At 54.8% G+C, this 14,896-nt stretch carries 14 protein-coding genes; 8 read left to right on the forward strand and 6 right to left on the reverse strand.

Annotated elements, in window-relative coordinates; all coding sequences use genetic code 11:
* Positions 1 to 5: 5 nt before the first annotated feature.
* Genes kdpB through kdpF form a run of 3 tightly spaced genes read right to left on the reverse strand, consistent with a single transcriptional unit; the run spans position 6 to position 3,843 of the window.
* A complete protein-coding gene (gene kdpB, locus ABVN36_RS15445) occupies positions 6 to 2,054 on the reverse strand; it encodes a potassium-transporting ATPase subunit KdpB (RefSeq protein ID WP_000088034.1) in 2,049 nt (682 codons plus the stop codon).
* Positions 2,055 to 2,074: 20 nt separating this feature from the next.
* A complete protein-coding gene (gene kdpA, locus ABVN36_RS15450; RefSeq protein ID WP_000730078.1) occupies positions 2,075 to 3,754 on the reverse strand; it encodes a potassium-transporting ATPase subunit KdpA in 1,680 nt (559 codons plus the stop codon).
* Positions 3,754 to 3,843, reverse strand: a complete 90-nt coding sequence (gene kdpF / locus ABVN36_RS15455; RefSeq protein ID WP_001670793.1) for a K(+)-transporting ATPase subunit F — start codon at positions 3,841 to 3,843, stop codon at positions 3,754 to 3,756. The genes kdpA and kdpF overlap by 1 nt, the downstream gene beginning before the upstream one ends.
* Positions 3,844 to 4,179: 336 nt before the next feature.
* On the opposite strand from kdpF, the gene ABVN36_RS15460 reads away from it, so the two are divergent.
* Both ABVN36_RS15460 and phrB read left to right on the forward strand, forming a co-directional pair.
* Entirely contained in the window at positions 4,180 to 4,386 is a 207-nt protein-coding gene (locus ABVN36_RS15460; RefSeq protein WP_000401433.1) for a YbfA family protein, read from the forward strand.
* Between the two features lie 111 nt (positions 4,387 to 4,497).
* Positions 4,498 to 5,919 (forward strand): deoxyribodipyrimidine photo-lyase, encoded by a 1,422-nt coding sequence (phrB, locus tag ABVN36_RS15465; protein WP_023138049.1) that lies wholly within the window; start codon positions 4,498 to 4,500, stop codon positions 5,917 to 5,919.
* 38 nt (positions 5,920 to 5,957) lie between these two features.
* On the opposite strand, the gene ABVN36_RS15470 is transcribed toward phrB, so the two are convergent.
* Positions 5,958 to 7,439, reverse strand: a complete 1,482-nt coding sequence (locus ABVN36_RS15470; protein ID WP_001041123.1) for an MFS transporter — start codon at positions 7,437 to 7,439, stop codon at positions 5,958 to 5,960.
* Between the two features lie 328 nt (positions 7,440 to 7,767).
* Here ABVN36_RS15470 and ybgI point away from each other — a divergent pair, with 328 nt between their 5' ends.
* From ybgI to nei, 5 genes are all read left to right on the forward strand, one after another.
* Positions 7,768 to 8,511, forward strand: a complete 744-nt coding sequence (gene ybgI / locus ABVN36_RS15475; RefSeq protein WP_000798844.1) for a radiation resistance protein YbgI — start codon at positions 7,768 to 7,770, stop codon at positions 8,509 to 8,511.
* A gap of 15 nt (positions 8,512 to 8,526) precedes the next feature.
* Positions 8,527 to 9,183: a 5-oxoprolinase subunit PxpB gene (pxpB, locus tag ABVN36_RS15480; RefSeq protein ID WP_001188371.1), complete on the forward strand. Its 657-nt coding sequence runs from the start codon at positions 8,527 to 8,529 to the stop codon at positions 9,181 to 9,183.
* Positions 9,177 to 10,109: a 5-oxoprolinase subunit PxpC gene (pxpC, locus tag ABVN36_RS15485; protein ID WP_000932043.1), complete on the forward strand. Its 933-nt coding sequence runs from the start codon at positions 9,177 to 9,179 to the stop codon at positions 10,107 to 10,109. Before pxpB ends, pxpC begins: the two co-directional genes overlap by 7 nt.
* On the forward strand, positions 10,099 to 10,833 hold the full coding sequence (gene pxpA / locus ABVN36_RS15490) for a 5-oxoprolinase subunit PxpA (protein WP_023138050.1): 735 nt from the start codon (positions 10,099 to 10,101) through the stop codon (positions 10,831 to 10,833). The genes pxpC and pxpA overlap by 11 nt, the downstream gene beginning before the upstream one ends.
* A 121-nt stretch (positions 10,834 to 10,954) precedes the next feature.
* Positions 10,955 to 11,746: an endonuclease VIII gene (gene nei, locus ABVN36_RS15495; RefSeq protein WP_001727712.1), complete on the forward strand. Its 792-nt coding sequence runs from the start codon at positions 10,955 to 10,957 to the stop codon at positions 11,744 to 11,746.
* Between the two features lie 54 nt (positions 11,747 to 11,800).
* On the opposite strand, the gene ABVN36_RS15500 is transcribed toward nei, so the two are convergent.
* Together ABVN36_RS15500 and ABVN36_RS15505 are read right to left on the reverse strand one after the other, a co-directional pair.
* A complete protein-coding gene (locus ABVN36_RS15500) occupies positions 11,801 to 12,847 on the reverse strand; it encodes an AbrB family transcriptional regulator (protein WP_023138051.1) in 1,047 nt (348 codons plus the stop codon).
* 136 nt (positions 12,848 to 12,983) lie between these two features.
* Positions 12,984 to 14,267 (reverse strand): citrate synthase, encoded by a 1,284-nt coding sequence (locus ABVN36_RS15505; protein WP_000785811.1) that lies wholly within the window; start codon positions 14,265 to 14,267, stop codon positions 12,984 to 12,986.
* Positions 14,268 to 14,367: 100 nt separating this feature from the next.
* Between ABVN36_RS15505 and ABVN36_RS15510 the strand changes: the two genes are divergently transcribed.
* A complete protein-coding gene (locus tag ABVN36_RS15510; protein ID WP_001539488.1) occupies positions 14,368 to 14,613 on the forward strand; it encodes a hypothetical protein in 246 nt (81 codons plus the stop codon).
* Positions 14,614 to 14,896 lie beyond the last annotated feature (283 nt).

Below are 14,896 nucleotides of genomic sequence, written 5' to 3' on the forward strand. Positions count from 1 at the left end.
ACACCTCACGCCAGACCCAGCAGGGTCAGCAGCACATCAATCACTTTGATACCAATAAACGGCACCACCAGACCACCCAGACCATAGATCCATAAATTACGGCGCAGCATGGCCGATGCGGAAAGCGGCTTATAACTCACACCTTTTAATGCCAGCGGGATCAGAAAAATGATAATCAGGGCGTTAAATATCACCGCGCTCAGAATGGCGGAGTTCGGCGAATGCAGCCCCATCACGTTGAGCGCGTTTAGCTGCGGATAGGTAGCGGCAAACGCGGCGGGAATAATGGCGAAATATTTCGCTACATCATTCGCGATACTGAAAGTGGTGAGCGAGCCGCGTGTCATCAGCATCTGCTTACCGATATGCACCACTTCAATCAACTTGGTCGGGTTAGAGTCCAGATCCACCATATTACCGGCTTCTTTTGCCGCCTGGGTGCCGGAGTTCATCGCCACCGCGACGTCAGCCTGCGCCAGCGCCGGGGCATCGTTAGTGCCGTCGCCGGTCATGGCGACCAGCCGTCCTTCCGCCTGATATTGACGGATCAGCGCCAGCTTGGCTTCCGGCGTGGCTTCGGCAAGAAAATCGTCCACACCGGCTTCGGCGGCAATCGCTGCCGCCGTCAGGCGGTTATCGCCAGTGATCATCACCGTTTTAATGCCCATCTTTCGTAGCTGGGCGAAACGTTCTTTAATGCCGCCTTTAACGATATCCTTGAGGGCGATAACACCCAGTACGCGCGCGCCTTCCACGACCACCAGCGGCGTCGCGCCCAGACGCGCCACGTTCTCGACGTTTTGCTCGACATCGGCGGGAAAATGACCGCCATTGCTCTCGACATGACGCCGAATCGCGTCCACCGAGCCTTTACGGATCATCCGGTTATCGATATTAATCCCGCTCATGCGGCTTTGTGCGGTAAACGGAACAAAGGTGGCATGAAGCGACTGCACATCGCGTTCACGCAGGTTAAAGCGCTGTTTGGCGAGGATCACAATGCTGCGACCTTCCGGCGTTTCGTCGGCCAGCGAAGCGAGCTGCGCGGCGTCAGCCAGCGTGCGTTCGTCCACCCCTCGGGCGGGTATAAAATCGGACGCCTGGCGGTTGCCGAGCGTGATAGTGCCGGTTTTATCCAGCAGTAACACGTCGACATCGCCCGCGGCTTCTACGGCGCGGCCGCTGGTGGCGATGACGTTCGCGCCCAACATTCGGCTCATTCCGGCTACGCCAATGGCGGAGAGTAGCCCGCCGATGGTGGTGGGGATCAGGCACACCAGCAACGCCACCAACACGGTGACGCTGACCGCGTTACCGCCCCAGGCGGAGAAGGGCCACAAGGTGGCGGTCGCCAGCAAAAAGACAATGGTCAGGGCAATGAGCAAAATCGTCAGGGCAATCTCGTTAGGCGTTTTCCGCCGCTGTGCACCTTCCACCATCGCGATCATCCGATCAAGAAAGGTTTCGCCAGGATTGACGCTACAGGCAATCACCAGCCAGTCGGAAAGAATTCGCGTGCCGCCGGTGACAGAGGCGAAATCGCCGCCGGACTCGCGGATCACGGGCGCGGATTCGCCGGTAATCGCACTTTCATCCACCGAGGCGCCGCCTTCGATGACCTCGCCGTCGCAGGGAATAATATCGCCCGCTTTGACCAGGACAATGTCGCCTTTCCGCAGTTCAGCGGCGGGCACGTTATCGGCCTGCGCATCATGACGCGGGGCGCGCAGGCGGCGAGCGAACGCGGTCTTTTTCACCCCTTTCAGACTGTTTGCCTGGGCTTTGCTGCGGCCTTCCGCCAGCGCTTCGGCAAAATTGGCGAACAGTACGGTGAACCATAACCACAGACTGATCACCCCTGTAAACAAGGCGCTTCCCGCTATTTGTCCTGTTACCATAGCGAGCGTTAACAGAGTGGTTAGCACGCTGCCGGCCCAGACCACAAACATCACCGGGTTACGCCACTGGGCGCGTGGGCTTAATTTTTTTACGGCATCCGTTAGCGCCTGTACGAGTAAAACAGGTTCAAACAGCGCCAGTTGCTTGCGACTCATATCAATGTACTCCACATCGCTCAAGGTAAAGAGAAATGTTCCGCTACCGGGCCAAGCGCCAGGGCAGGAATAAACGTCAGCGCGCCGACCAGCAGTACCGTGCCGATGAGCAGTCCAATAAATAGCGCGCCGTGGGTCGCCAGCGTTCCCTGACTGGCCGGCTGTACTTTTTTACTGACCAGCGATCCGGCGATGGCCATGACAGGAATAATCACGCCGAAACGGCCGACGAACATGCAGAACGCCAACAAACAGTTCCAGAAAGGCGAGTTAGCGCTCAGACCCGCAAAGGCGCTACCGTTGTTGTTGGCGGCAGAGGAGACGGCATATAGCACTTCGCTAAAACCGTGCGGGCCAGGGTTCAGCATTGCGCTGCGTCCGGCATCCGTCATCATCGCCAGCGCCGAACCCAACAAGACCAGCATCGGCGTGACCAGAATCGCCAGCGCGGTCATTTTCATTTCGCGCACGTCGATTTTTTTCCCCAGATACTCCGGCGTGCGACCGATCATCAGCCCCGCGATAAACACCGCCAGCAGGACAAACAGCAACATGCCGTACAGGCCTGAACCGACGCCGCCAAAGACCACTTCGCCAATTTGCATCAGCCACATCGGCACCATACCGCCCAGAGCGGTAAACGAGTCGTGCATGGCATTTACCGCCCCGCAGGACGCCGCGGTCGTGACGACGGCAAACAGGCTGCTGGCCAGCACGCCAAAGCGTGTTTCTTTACCTTCCATGTTGACGCTACTGTCCGCGCCTGCCGCCAACAGATGTGGATTTCCCTGAACTTCCGCCCACATCACTACCGCTACGCAGACCACAAAAATGAATGACATTGCCCACAGTAGCGCGCGTCCCTGACGGCGATCGCCCGCCGCTTCGCCAAAGGCGAAACAGAGCGCGGCTGGAATCAAAAATATCGCCAACATCTGCGCCAGATTAGTGAGCGCGGTGGGGTTTTCGAACGGATGCGAAGAGTTGGCGTTAAAGAAACCGCCGCCGTTGGTGCCAAGCATTTTGATCGCCTCCTGCGAAGCAACCGGACCCATCGGCAAGAGTTGTTTAGCGCCTTCAAGAGTGGTGATGGGCTGATAAGCCGACAGGTTTTGCGGTACGCCCTGTTGGATAAAAAACAGCGCGATAATTAACGCGACAGGAAATAATATCCATAGCGTAATGCGTACCAGATCTTGCCAGGCATTACCCAGCGTGTGCACATTCTGGCGCGTAAAGGCGCGGATAAGTGCAAAAACCACCGCAATCCCGGTCGCCGCCGACAGGAAATTTTGCACCGTCAGCCCCGCCATCTGGCTAAAGTAGCTCAGCGTGCTTTCGCCGCTGTAGGCTTGCCAGTTGGTATTGGTGACAAAGCTGACGGCGGTATTCAGCGCCAGATCCCAGGACAGCCCCGGTAGCCGCTGCGGATTTAAGGGCAGCCACTCCTGCCAGAATAGCAGGCAAAACAGGATGCCCAGTCCCAGCAGATTGAGCGTCAGTAGCGCCAGTAAATACTGACGCCAGTTCATTTCGTGGTCGGTAATGCCAAGAGTCCGCCAGAGGATACGCTCAACGCCAGCCACGCCCGGCAACGGAACGGCGGCGATGAGCCTTGCCAGGCCCGAACCCAACGGTTTCGCCAGTACCAATAAAATCAGTAAAAAACTGGCGATCAGTAAAAATCCTTGCGCGGCCATCAGAACGCCTCCGCATTAATCAGGGCATAGACCAGATAACCTAAAAGTAAGAAAACCAGCACGATGCCGGTTATCACGCCTGCACTCACAGAGCACCTCCAGTGGCATTGTTTTACTCCTGAGAAAGGTAATTTTTTGGCTGCAAAGATTTCGCAAAAATTGGCGGGCGGAGTGTAAAAAAAGTATAAAAATGGCAAAGACCATTATTTAACTAATGATTAGTATTAATTTAACCTTTTTGTAACTAATTTACGCTTTGAATGTAAATCTGCTGGAAAAGCGTGAAAATAAGTGGTCGGATGAGTAGTAAAATTACACCGAAAGCGGTACTATTTTAATCAGGTAACGAGGTTCAATTTTTCGGTGCTATTCACCGATTCAATCTATACCGGGGCGGGTAGCGTCGGTATAAAGGGGGGAAACGTATGGAACACTATAAAGACTATCCGGCGCATGTCATTTTTGCCCGTCGTGCTTTCGCGGTGATCGCAGGCGTGCTGGCGCTGCCGGTGATGCTCTTCTGGAAAGACCGCGCGCGTTTTTATAGTTATCTGCACCGTGTCTGGTCGAAAACCAGTGATAAGCCGGTATGGATGGCGCAGGCTGAAAAAGCCACCTGCGACTTTTATTAATCGCGACCAGCCTGAAAAAACCGTCAGCCGCCACGCTGGCGGTTTTTTTATGCGCCAGGGTCTACACTGTTTAACGCTATTCGCCGTGACGTTTCATCTTTCAGGAGTTGTATGCCCACCCATTTAGTCTGGTTCAGGCGCGATCTGCGTTTACAGGATAACCTTGCGCTGGCCGCCGCCTGCCGCGATGCATCCGCGCGGGTGCTGGCGCTTTATATTTCCACCCCCGCCCAGTGGCAGGCCCATGATATGGCGCCGCGGCAGGCGGCATTCATCAGCGCGCAGCTCAATGCGCTACAGACGGCCCTTGCAGAGAAAGGGATTCCGCTGCTGTTTCATGAAGTGGCGGATTTTAACGCCAGTATTGAGACGGTTAAAAACGTTTGTCGGCAGCATGACGTCAGCCATCTGTTTTATAACTATCAGTATGAGTTTAACGAGCGTCAGCGTGATGCGGCGGTGGAAAAAACGCTGCCCTCTGTCATCTGCGAAGGCTTTGACGATAGCGTGATTCTGGCGCCCGGCGCGGTGATGACCGGCAATCATGAAATGTATAAAGTTTTTACGCCGTTTAAAAACGCCTGGTTGAAACGGCTAAAAGAGGATATCCCGCCGTGCGTTCCGGCCCCGAAGATCCGGGTGAGCGGCGCGCTTTCTACACCCTTAACACCAATCTCGCTTAACTACCCGCAACAGGCGTTTGACGCCGCGCTTTTCCCGGTGGAAGAAAACGCGGTTATCGCGCAGCTACGTCAGTTTTGCGCGCAGGGCGCAGACGGGTATGAGTCACAGCGGGATTTCCCTGCGGTTGAAGGCACCAGTCGGCTTTCCGCCAGCCTGGCGACGGGCGGCCTGTCGCCGCGACAGTGCCTGCACCGATTACTGGCGGAGCAGCCGCAGGCGCTGGACGGCGGACCGGGAAGCGTCTGGTTGAATGAGCTCATCTGGCGGGAATTTTACCGTCATTTAATGACCTGGTATCCGGCATTATGCAAACACCAGCCGTTTATCCGCTGGACAAAACGCGTCGCGTGGCAGGAGAACCCGCACTATTTTCAGGCATGGCAGAAAGGCGAAACCGGTTATCCCATTGTCGATGCGGCGATGCGCCAGCTCAACGCGACGGGCTGGATGCATAACCGTTTACGCATGATTACCGCCAGCTTTCTGGTAAAAGATCTGCTGATTGACTGGCGGTTGGGGGAGCGCTATTTCATGTCGCAGCTTATTGACGGCGATCTTGCCGCCAATAATGGCGGCTGGCAGTGGGCCGCTTCAACCGGTACCGATGCCGCGCCTTATTTTCGTATTTTTAATCCCACGACTCAGGGAGAGAGGTTCGATCGCGACGGCGAATTTATCCGCCAGTGGCTACCGGCATTACGCGATATCCCTGGAAAAGCGATTCACGAGCCGTGGCGGTGGGCGGAAAAAGCGGGAGTCGTGCTTGATTATCCTCGGCCTATTGTGGAGCACAAACAGGCGAGAATCGCAACGCTTTCCGCCTATGAGGCGGCGAGAAAAGGGGCGTGATACAGGCCCGGTAGCGCAAACTACCGGGCATTCTGCTATCAGGATTCGACGGCCAGCGCGCGGCTTTTGAATTTGAAGGACTGATACAGCCAAATCAGCAGGACAACCCCTACGCAGGCTAACGCGCCCCAGGTGATCTGTTCAAAAACATCCACATAGGCGTTGATGGCGTAATTAACCGCGCCGCTGGCGTCGAAGGCGCTTTGCGAGGTCTGGTCAGCGATGACGCCTGCCAGATAGTTAGCTATCGCGCCGGACAGCAGCATATAAATTCCGGTTAATACGCCGGTGACGCCGGGGATATCAATGCGCGTAATTTGCGACATGGCGACCGGGTCGATAAATAGCTCGGCAAAGCCCATCACCGCCAGTCCCAGCACCATTAGCGGCATTGAAGAGTGTCCGTAAGCGGCGGACCAGCGTGCGCTCAGGGTCAGAATACAGAATCCGGCGCTCATCAGACCGAGACCCAGCGCGAATTTGCCCCAGATACGCACGGTGCGATTACCGCTTACGCTCTCTTTAACCAGCCAGGCCAGGACGACCCCACACAGCATCACGGCAAAGGCGTTCACCGACTGGAACATGGCGGTAGGAACGGAATAGCCCAGAATATCGCGGTTCACAAAGCGGTCGATATACAGGCTGATAGAACTGCCGCCCTGCTGGGCAAACGCCCAGAACAGCATACTGAACAGGGTCAGGGTGACAATCAGCCCCAGTTCTTTGCGCTGTTTGGCCGTTTGCGCCTGACGATAAATTTTTGCCAGCACGACCAGGCCGATCGCGGTCGCCACGATTAAGGCATAGACAGACCATTCTTTCCAGAACAGAACGGTAATCAGCAACGGCGCCGCTACCAGCAAAATTAACAGCCAGCCCCAGTTCGGCAGCAGGTAGTTTCTGGCGCACAACACGGCTTTATTCACGCCGGTAGTGTGGGTGAAATGACGATTTCCACACAGGAAGATCACTAACCCTGCCAGCATACCAATGGCGGCGAGCGCAAAGCCCATCGCCCAACTGTACTCCTCTTGCACATAGCCGCAGGCGATAGGCGCCACGATCGAACCAATATTACCCGCTGCGTAAAGCAGCGAGAACCCGCCGTCGCGGCGCGGATCTTCCGGCTGGTACAGTTCGCCCAGCAGGCAGCTAATATTCGATTTAAACAGGCCGTAGCCGCAGACAATGATCGCCAGCGACAGATAAAGGAATGTCGGCGCGATCTCACTGGCGCCCAGCACTAAATGACCTATAGCCATTAAAAATGCGCCCAGCATGACTGCCATTCGGTTGCCAAGCACCTTATCCGCCAGATAGCCGCCAAGAATCGGCGTTACGTAGACCAGCGAACAATAAGCGCTGAATAACTCATAGGCGTGGTTATCGTCGTATTTTAGCTGATTGGTGAGATAAAGAATCAGTAGGGCGCGCATACCATAAAAGCTGAAGTACTCCCAAATTTGCAGGGCGACAACGTAGTAAATAGCGCGGGGTTGAGATGCTTGTTTATTCATCGTATTTCCGGGATAGAGGCGCTGCGGCAAGAAAGCGGTATTCTCAGATAATGCCTTTCTTTGTGGGCTTATTAAGCCTGCCGCATCGCCGTGTTTCCTTAAAGTTACCAACATGATACAGAACTGATTTTTTCTGCAATATGCGTTCTTATTGCATAAATATACATGAAATCGATCGTGTTTTGCTAAGTAATTTGCGCCAAACCCGGGGGTGATTGTTTCTTGATGTGTCAAACAAATGTTTATCGACGAACGGCTAACGGGAGGCTATGTTAACGGAGGCTGAACCCGTAACGGGAAAGTAGAACGTGGGTTAAAGGGAGCGATGATGAAAAACACCGAGCTGGAACAACTGATTAACGACAAGCTGAACAGTGCGGCAATAAGCGATTATGCGCCGAATGGTTTACAGGTCGAAGGAAAAGAGACGGTACAGAAAATCGTTACCGGCGTGACCGCAAGTCAGGCGCTGCTCGATGAAGCGGTGCGTTTGCAGGCCGATGCGGTTATTGTTCATCATGGTTACTTCTGGAAAGGCGAGTCTCCGGTTATTCGCGGTATGAAACGCCGTCGCTTAAAAACGTTACTGGCAAATGATATTAACCTTTACGGTTGGCATCTGCCGCTGGATGCGCACCCTGAGCTGGGCAACAATGCGCAGTTGGCGGCGCTATTGGGCATTACCGTGAAAGGAGAAATTGAGCCGCTGGTGCCGTGGGGAGAGCTCTCAATGCCGGTGCCAGGGCTGGAACTGGCCTCATGGATTGAAGCGCGTCTGGGGCGTAAACCGCTATGGTGCGGCGATACCGGGCCAGAGAATGTTCAGCGTGTCGCCTGGTGTACCGGCGGCGGGCAAAGTTTTATTGATAGCGCCGCCCGCTTCGGCGTGGATGCTTTTATTACCGGCGAGGTTTCCGAACAGACCATTCATTCCGCGCGCGAACAGGGACTGCATTTTTATGCCGCCGGTCACCATGCCACTGAACGCGGCGGTATTCGCGCCCTGAGCGAATGGTTGAACGAAAACACGGCGTTGGATGTGACGTTTATTGATATCCCTAACCCGGCATAACTGAGAGGTAATAAAGTGCAGCGAGCGCGTTGTTATCTGTTAGGCGAAACAGCGGTCGTCCTGGAACTTGAACCGCCGATTACGCTGGCGAGCCAGAAACGCATCTGGCGTCTGACGCAGCGTCTGGTCGATATGCCGAACGTGGTGGAAGCCATTCCCGGGATGAACAATATCACCGTGATCTTGCGGGAACCGCAAACCCTGGCGCTGGATGCGATTGAGCGTCTGCAGCGCTGGTGGGAAGAGAGCGAGGCGCTGGAGCCGGACTCGCGTTCGGTTGAGATCCCGGTGATCTATGGCGGCGCAGGCGGGCCGGATCTGGCGGCGGTGGCACGGCACAGCGGTTTGAGTGAAAAGCAGGTCGTGGAGCTACATGCCTCCGTTGAGTATGTCGTCTGGTTTTTAGGCTTTCAGCCTGGCTTTCCCTATCTTGGGAATTTACCAGAACCGCTCCATATGCCCAGACGTGCGGAGCCGCGCCTGCAGGTTCCGGCCGGTTCTGTCGGCATCGGCGGCGCGCAGACGGGTATTTATCCATTATCCACGCCGGGCGGCTGGCAGCTGATCGGCCTCACGCCGTTGAAGTTATTCGATCCGATGCGGGAGCCTCCGGTTCTGCTACGCCCTGGCGATAGCGTACGCTTTGTGCCGCAAAAGGAGGGAATATGCTGAATATTATTCGCGCGGGGATTTACACCTCCGTGCAGGATAGCGGGCGTCACGGCTTTCGTCAGTCGGGGCTGAGTCACTGCGGTGCGCTGGATAAACCCGCCTTTCAGACCGCTAATCTCCTGGTCGGGAACGATGCGAATGCCCCAGCGCTGGAAATCACTCTCGGTCAACTGGTTGTCGAATTTGAAAATGAGACCTGGTTCGCTCTTACCGGCGCAGGCTGCGAAGCGCAGTTGGATGATCAACCGGTCTGGACAGGCTGGCGATTGCCGGTAAAAGCGGGTCAACGTCTTACGCTGCATCGACCGCTTCACGGGATGCGTAGCTATCTGGCGGTGGCTGGCGGTATTGCTGTGCCGGAGGTGATGGGATCGTGTAGTACCGATCTGAAGTCCGGTATCGGTGGGCTGGAAGGACGGCTGCTAAAAGATGGCGATCGGTTGGCGACGGGTAAACCATCGCGACAGTTTAGCGGGCCGCAGGGCGTGAAGCAGTTACTGTGGGGGAATCGCATCCGTGCGCTGCCGGGGCCGGAATACCGTGAATTCGATCGCGCCTCGCAAGAAGCGTTCTGGCGTTCGCCATGGCAGCTCAGTCCGCAAAGTAATCGCATGGGCTATCGTTTGCAGGGACAATCGTTAACGCGGACAACGGATCGCGAACTGCTGTCGCACGGTTTGCTGCCCGGTGTCGTGCAGGTGCCTTACAACGGCCAACCTATTGTGCTAATGAATGATGCCCAGACAACTGGCGGCTATCCGCGCATTGCCTGCATCATCGAGGCAGATATGTACCATCTGGCGCAGATCCCGCTAGGGCAACCGATCCATTTTGTGCAATGTTCGCTGGAAGAGGCGCTCAACGCGCGCCATGAGCGTCAGCGCTATCTGGAACAGCTTACCTGGCGGCTTCAGCATGAACATTGATTTAAATGCGGATGTGGGCGAAGGTTTCGCCAGCGACAGCGAATTATTAACGCTGGTCTCCTCCGCCAATATCGCCTGTGGTTTTCACGCCGGTGATGCGCAAACCATGCTGACCTGTGTGCGCGAGGCGCTGAAAAACGGCGTGGCGATCGGCGCGCATCCCAGCTTTCCGGATCGGGATAATTTTGGGCGGACGGCGATGGTTTTGCCGCCGGAAACGGTATACGCCCAGACGCTGTACCAAATCGGCGCGCTGGGGGCGATTGTCCAGGCGCAAGGCGGCGTGATGCGCCATGTCAAACCGCACGGTATGCTCTATAACCAGGCGGCGAAAGATCCTCATCTGGCACAGGCGATTGCGAAAGCGGTACACGACTATGATCCGTCACTGATACTGGTTGGACTGGCGGGAAGTGAGCTGATCCGGGCCGGTGAGCGCCATCGCCTGGTGACGCGGCAGGAGGTGTTTGCCGATCGCGGCTATCAGGCCGACGGTAGCCTGGTGCCGCGCATGCAACCTGGCGCGCTGATTCACGACGAAGAGCAGGCGCTGGCGCAAACGCTGGATATGGTACAAGCCGGGAGAGTGAAAAGCGTTACTGGCGTGTGGACGACTGTCACGGCGCAAACGGTGTGCATTCATGGCGACGGCGAGTATGCGCTAGCATTCGCACGCAGGCTACGCGCCGCGTTCAATGCGCGTAATATACACGTTATTGCCTGAGAGCCCGACGATTGAAGCTATTATATTACGGCTGTGGATGTTCATTATGGCGTTCGATGTGCATTCCAGACAGTCAGAGGCGGTGTAGTCCATTAATCAACTGTTAACAAAGGATATTATCATGCCTGAAGGCCCGGAAATTCGTCGTGCGGCGGATAATCTGGAGGCGGCAATCAAAGGCAAACCCTTAACCGATGTCTGGTTTGCCTTTGCACAGTTAAAACCGTATGAATCGCAGCTTACCGGTCAAATTGTTACCCGGATAGAGACGCGGGGAAAAGCGTTATTGACCCACTTTTCAAATGGCCTGACGCTCTACAGCCACAATCAACTCTATGGCGTATGGCGGGTGATCGATACTGGTGAAATACCGCAGACCACGCGTATATTGCGCGTCAGGCTACAAACGGCGGATAAAACTATTCTGCTTTATAGCGCGTCTGATATCGAAATGCTGACAGCAGAGCAGCTCACGACGCACCCCTTTTTACAGCGAGTCGGTCCGGATGTGCTGGACGCGCGTCTCACTCCGGAAGAGGTTAAAGCTCGATTGCTGTCGCCGCGTTTTCGCAACCGACAATTTTCCGGGCTGTTGCTGGATCAGTCCTTTCTGGCGGGACTGGGGAATTATCTGCGCGTTGAAATCCTCTGGCAGGTAGGATTAACCGGACAGCATAAAGCGAAAGATCTCAACGAGGCGCAACTGAATGCGCTTTCTCACGCGCTGTTGGATATTCCGCGCCTTTCCTACACTACTCGCGGTCAGGCGGATGAGAACAAGCATCATGGCGCACTGTTTCGCTTTAAGGTTTTCCACCGTGACGGCGAAGCGTGCGAGCGGTGTGGCGGCATTATTGAAAAGACAACACTGTCCTCACGCCCGTTTTACTGGTGCCCGCATTGCCAGAAATAGCCGGAACCGCCATCGGCGAGCGGCTATTGCCTGATGGCGCGACGCTTATCAGCCCTACAAAGGTTGTTTGGGCGCATAGGTTGATATAAAACGGGCCACTGCTGGCCCAGTTAACAGAATGCTGAACAGCCGTAGGGTTTGCATTGCCATGATGAGCGCCATATCGGCACTGCTTCCTGCCGCGATCGCGGCAACCGTATCCAGACCACCGGGACTGGTGGCGAGATAAGCCGTCATAAAATCAATCTGCATGTAGTAAGCCATTCCCCACGCCATCGCGGCGCAAATCGCCATCAGCGCGAAAATTGACAATAAGATTTGCGGCAATGGCCGCAGCGCCATAAAAAACACCTGTCTGTCAAAACCCAGCCCAATACGCCAGCCTATCGCCATATACGCCACGGCCAGCAGCCATTCGGGTAATTCAATCTCAATGATGCCTTGCGAATGGAGAAGCGCGCCTGCCAACATGGGGAGCAGCATCGTGCCGGAAGGGATACGCATCAGGCGACCGGCAATGCCCGCCACGATCGCTAATAACAGCGTCGTCAATAAATTACCGCTAAGCGGCGGAAACCAGATCACCTGTTGGCTGACCGCTGCCGCGCTGTCGCCGAGTATCAGGCGTGTCACCAGCACCGCCGCGCCAGCCACAAACAGTACCCGTAGATACTGCATAAACGCCACCAGGCGGATATCCGCCCCGTAATCTTGCGCCATCGCTACCATTGCCGCCGCGCCGCCCGGCGATGACCCCCATGCGCCGGTGTTGCCGGGCAGCGAGCTGTAACGTACCAGCAGCCAGCCGACTATCGCGCTGGAAAGCAGCGTCACCAGCAACACTAAAAGCACGACCGGCCAGTAGAGGGCGAGGGTGGTCAATATCGAACCGGTTAGATTTTGGGCGATCATACAGCCGAGAATCGCCTGCGCGGCGAGAAAAATACCGCGCGGAAGTTGTAGCGTACTACCTCGCAAACTCAACACGATACCCGCAATCATTGGACCGAGCAGCATCGCCGCCGGAAGGTGCAGATAGAGAAAAATAAGGGAAATGAGCAGCGATAACAGGAACAACAAAAACCACTGCAGAATCGGCATTCCATGCTCCCTGAATGATATTTAGCGAAACCTTAATTAATCATAGAGAGTAACGGGGTAAGAATAAAATAATGAGGATAAGAAAAAAGGGAAAATGTACCGGATGGCGAGGGTTGCGTCGCCATCCGGTTGTCAATTAACGCTTCAGCGCCGATTTAAAATCGCGTTTATCGTAGCCGGTATACAGCTGACGAGGACGGGCGATTTTCATGCCGTCAGTGTGCATTTCATTCCAGTGTGCAATCCAGCCAACGGTACGCGCCATGGCGAAGATCACGGTGAACATGGAGGACGGAATGCCCATCGCTTTCAGAATGATGCCGGAGTAGAAGTCTACGTTCGGGTACAGTTTCTTCTCGATGAAGTACGGGTCGTTGAGCGCAATGTGCTCAAGCTCCATCGCCACTTCCAGCAGATCGTCTTTGGTGCCCAGCTCTTTCAGCACTTCGTGGCAGGTTTCACGCATCACGGTGGCGCGCGGATCGTAGTTTTTGTAAACACGGTGACCGAAGCCCATCAGGCGGAAAGAATCATTCTTGTCTTTCGCACGGCGAACAAATTCCGGAATGTGTTTAACAGAGCTGATTTCTTCCAGCATTTTCAGCGCGGCTTCGTTGGCGCCGCCGTGCGCGGGTCCCCACAGGGAGGCGATCCCGGCGGCAATGCAGGCGAACGGGTTGGCGCCGCTTGAACCTGCGGTACGTACCGTTGACGTTGAGGCGTTCTGCTCATGGTCAGCGTGCAGGATCAGAATACGGTCCATCGCGCGCTCCAGTACCGGATTCACTTCATAGGTTTCACACGGCGTGGAGAACATCATGTTCAGGAAGTTACCGGCGTAGGAAAGGTCGTTGCGCGGATAAACAAACGGCTGACCGATGGAATATTTGTAACACATCGCCGCCATGGTCGGCATTTTGGACAGCAGGCGGAACGCCGCGATTTCACGGTGGCGCGGATTGTTCACATCCAGCGAGTCGTGGTAGAACGCTGCCAGCGCGCCAGTGATCCCGCACATTACCGCCATCGGATGTGAGTCGCGACGGAAAGCATGGAACAGGCGAGTGATTTGCTCATGGATCATCGTATGGCGGGTGACTGTCGTTCTGAACTCGTCATACTCTTCCTGCGTCGGTTTTTCGCCGTACAGCAGGATGTAACAGACTTCCAGATAGTTGGAATCGGTAGCAAGCTGGTCAATCGGGAAACCGCGATGCAACAAAATGCCTTCGTCGCCGTCGATGAAGGTGATTTTAGATTCGCAGGATGCGGTAGAGGTGAAACCAGGGTCAAAAGTAAAAACTCCTTTTGAACCGAGACTACGAATATCAATAACATCTTGACCGAGTGTACCTTTTAGCACATCCAGTTCAATAGCAGTGTCACCAGTAAGGGTGATTTTTGCCTTTGTATCAGCCATTTACGGTCTCCTTAGCGCCTTATTGCTTAAGACTGCCGGAACTCAGACTTGCCTTCTCCACGTCATCTTCCTCGTCGTTAGTGCAGGGAAAATTCTGTGTATGCATCAATCAACCGTTACCAGTTTGTTATTTGGCTCGCCGCTCTGTGAAAGAGGGGATGACCTGGGTACAGAGCAATGGGCGCTTGCAGGTAACGGCTTGATTAATTTCGAATTAGCAGCAAATCAGGAACGTAGCAATCCGAGTAATGTAACCTGTCTATCACTAATAACTGTCCTGAAAGAATGGGTCAATATCATTGTACTGTTGCATAACTTATTAACAGGTGAAAGAGTGACCCCATAACTTTTACGCATTATATGCTTTTTCTGGTGTCGTTTGTAACAATTTTGTTTAATGTTTGTCAAATCAGATGATTGAAAATTAAAAAAATGTTGTTATCGTGACCTGTGTCACTGTTCAGGATAAAACCTGACAAACTATATGTAGGTTAATTGTAATGATTTTGTGAACGTCCTATACTGCCGCCAGGTCTCCGGAATACCCTGCAATCCCGAGCCACCCAGCGTTGTAACGTGTCGTTTTAGCTACTGGAAGCAGTGTTTTACATGACGCGCAGTTATAGAAA

The organism is Salmonella sp. SJTUF15581 (genome assembly GCF_043356775.1).
Classification (GTDB): domain Bacteria; phylum Pseudomonadota; class Gammaproteobacteria; order Enterobacterales; family Enterobacteriaceae; genus Salmonella; species Salmonella enterica.

Coding starts and splice junctions, on each gene's coding strand:
- kdpB (WP_000088034.1), bottom strand. CDS start 2,054: ATGAGTCGCAAGCAACTGGCGCTGTTTGAACCTGTTTTACTCGTACAG.
- kdpA (WP_000730078.1), bottom strand. CDS start 3,754: ATGGCCGCGCAAGGATTTTTACTGATCGCCAGTTTTTTACTGATTTTA.
- ABVN36_RS15460 (WP_000401433.1), top strand. CDS start 4,180: ATGGAACACTATAAAGACTATCCGGCGCATGTCATTTTTGCCCGTCGT.
- phrB (WP_023138049.1), top strand. CDS start 4,498: ATGCCCACCCATTTAGTCTGGTTCAGGCGCGATCTGCGTTTACAGGAT.
- ABVN36_RS15470 (WP_001041123.1), bottom strand. CDS start 7,439: ATGAATAAACAAGCATCTCAACCCCGCGCTATTTACTACGTTGTCGCC.
- ybgI (WP_000798844.1), top strand. CDS start 7,768: ATGAAAAACACCGAGCTGGAACAACTGATTAACGACAAGCTGAACAGT.
- pxpC (WP_000932043.1), top strand. CDS start 9,177: ATGCTGAATATTATTCGCGCGGGGATTTACACCTCCGTGCAGGATAGC.
- pxpA (WP_023138050.1), top strand. CDS start 10,099: ATGAACATTGATTTAAATGCGGATGTGGGCGAAGGTTTCGCCAGCGAC.
- nei (WP_001727712.1), top strand. CDS start 10,955: ATGCCTGAAGGCCCGGAAATTCGTCGTGCGGCGGATAATCTGGAGGCG.
- ABVN36_RS15500 (WP_023138051.1), bottom strand. CDS start 12,847: ATGCCGATTCTGCAGTGGTTTTTGTTGTTCCTGTTATCGCTGCTCATT.
- ABVN36_RS15505 (WP_000785811.1), bottom strand. CDS start 14,267: ATGGCTGATACAAAGGCAAAAATCACCCTTACTGGTGACACTGCTATT.
- ABVN36_RS15510 (WP_001539488.1), top strand. CDS start 14,368: ATGCATCAATCAACCGTTACCAGTTTGTTATTTGGCTCGCCGCTCTGT.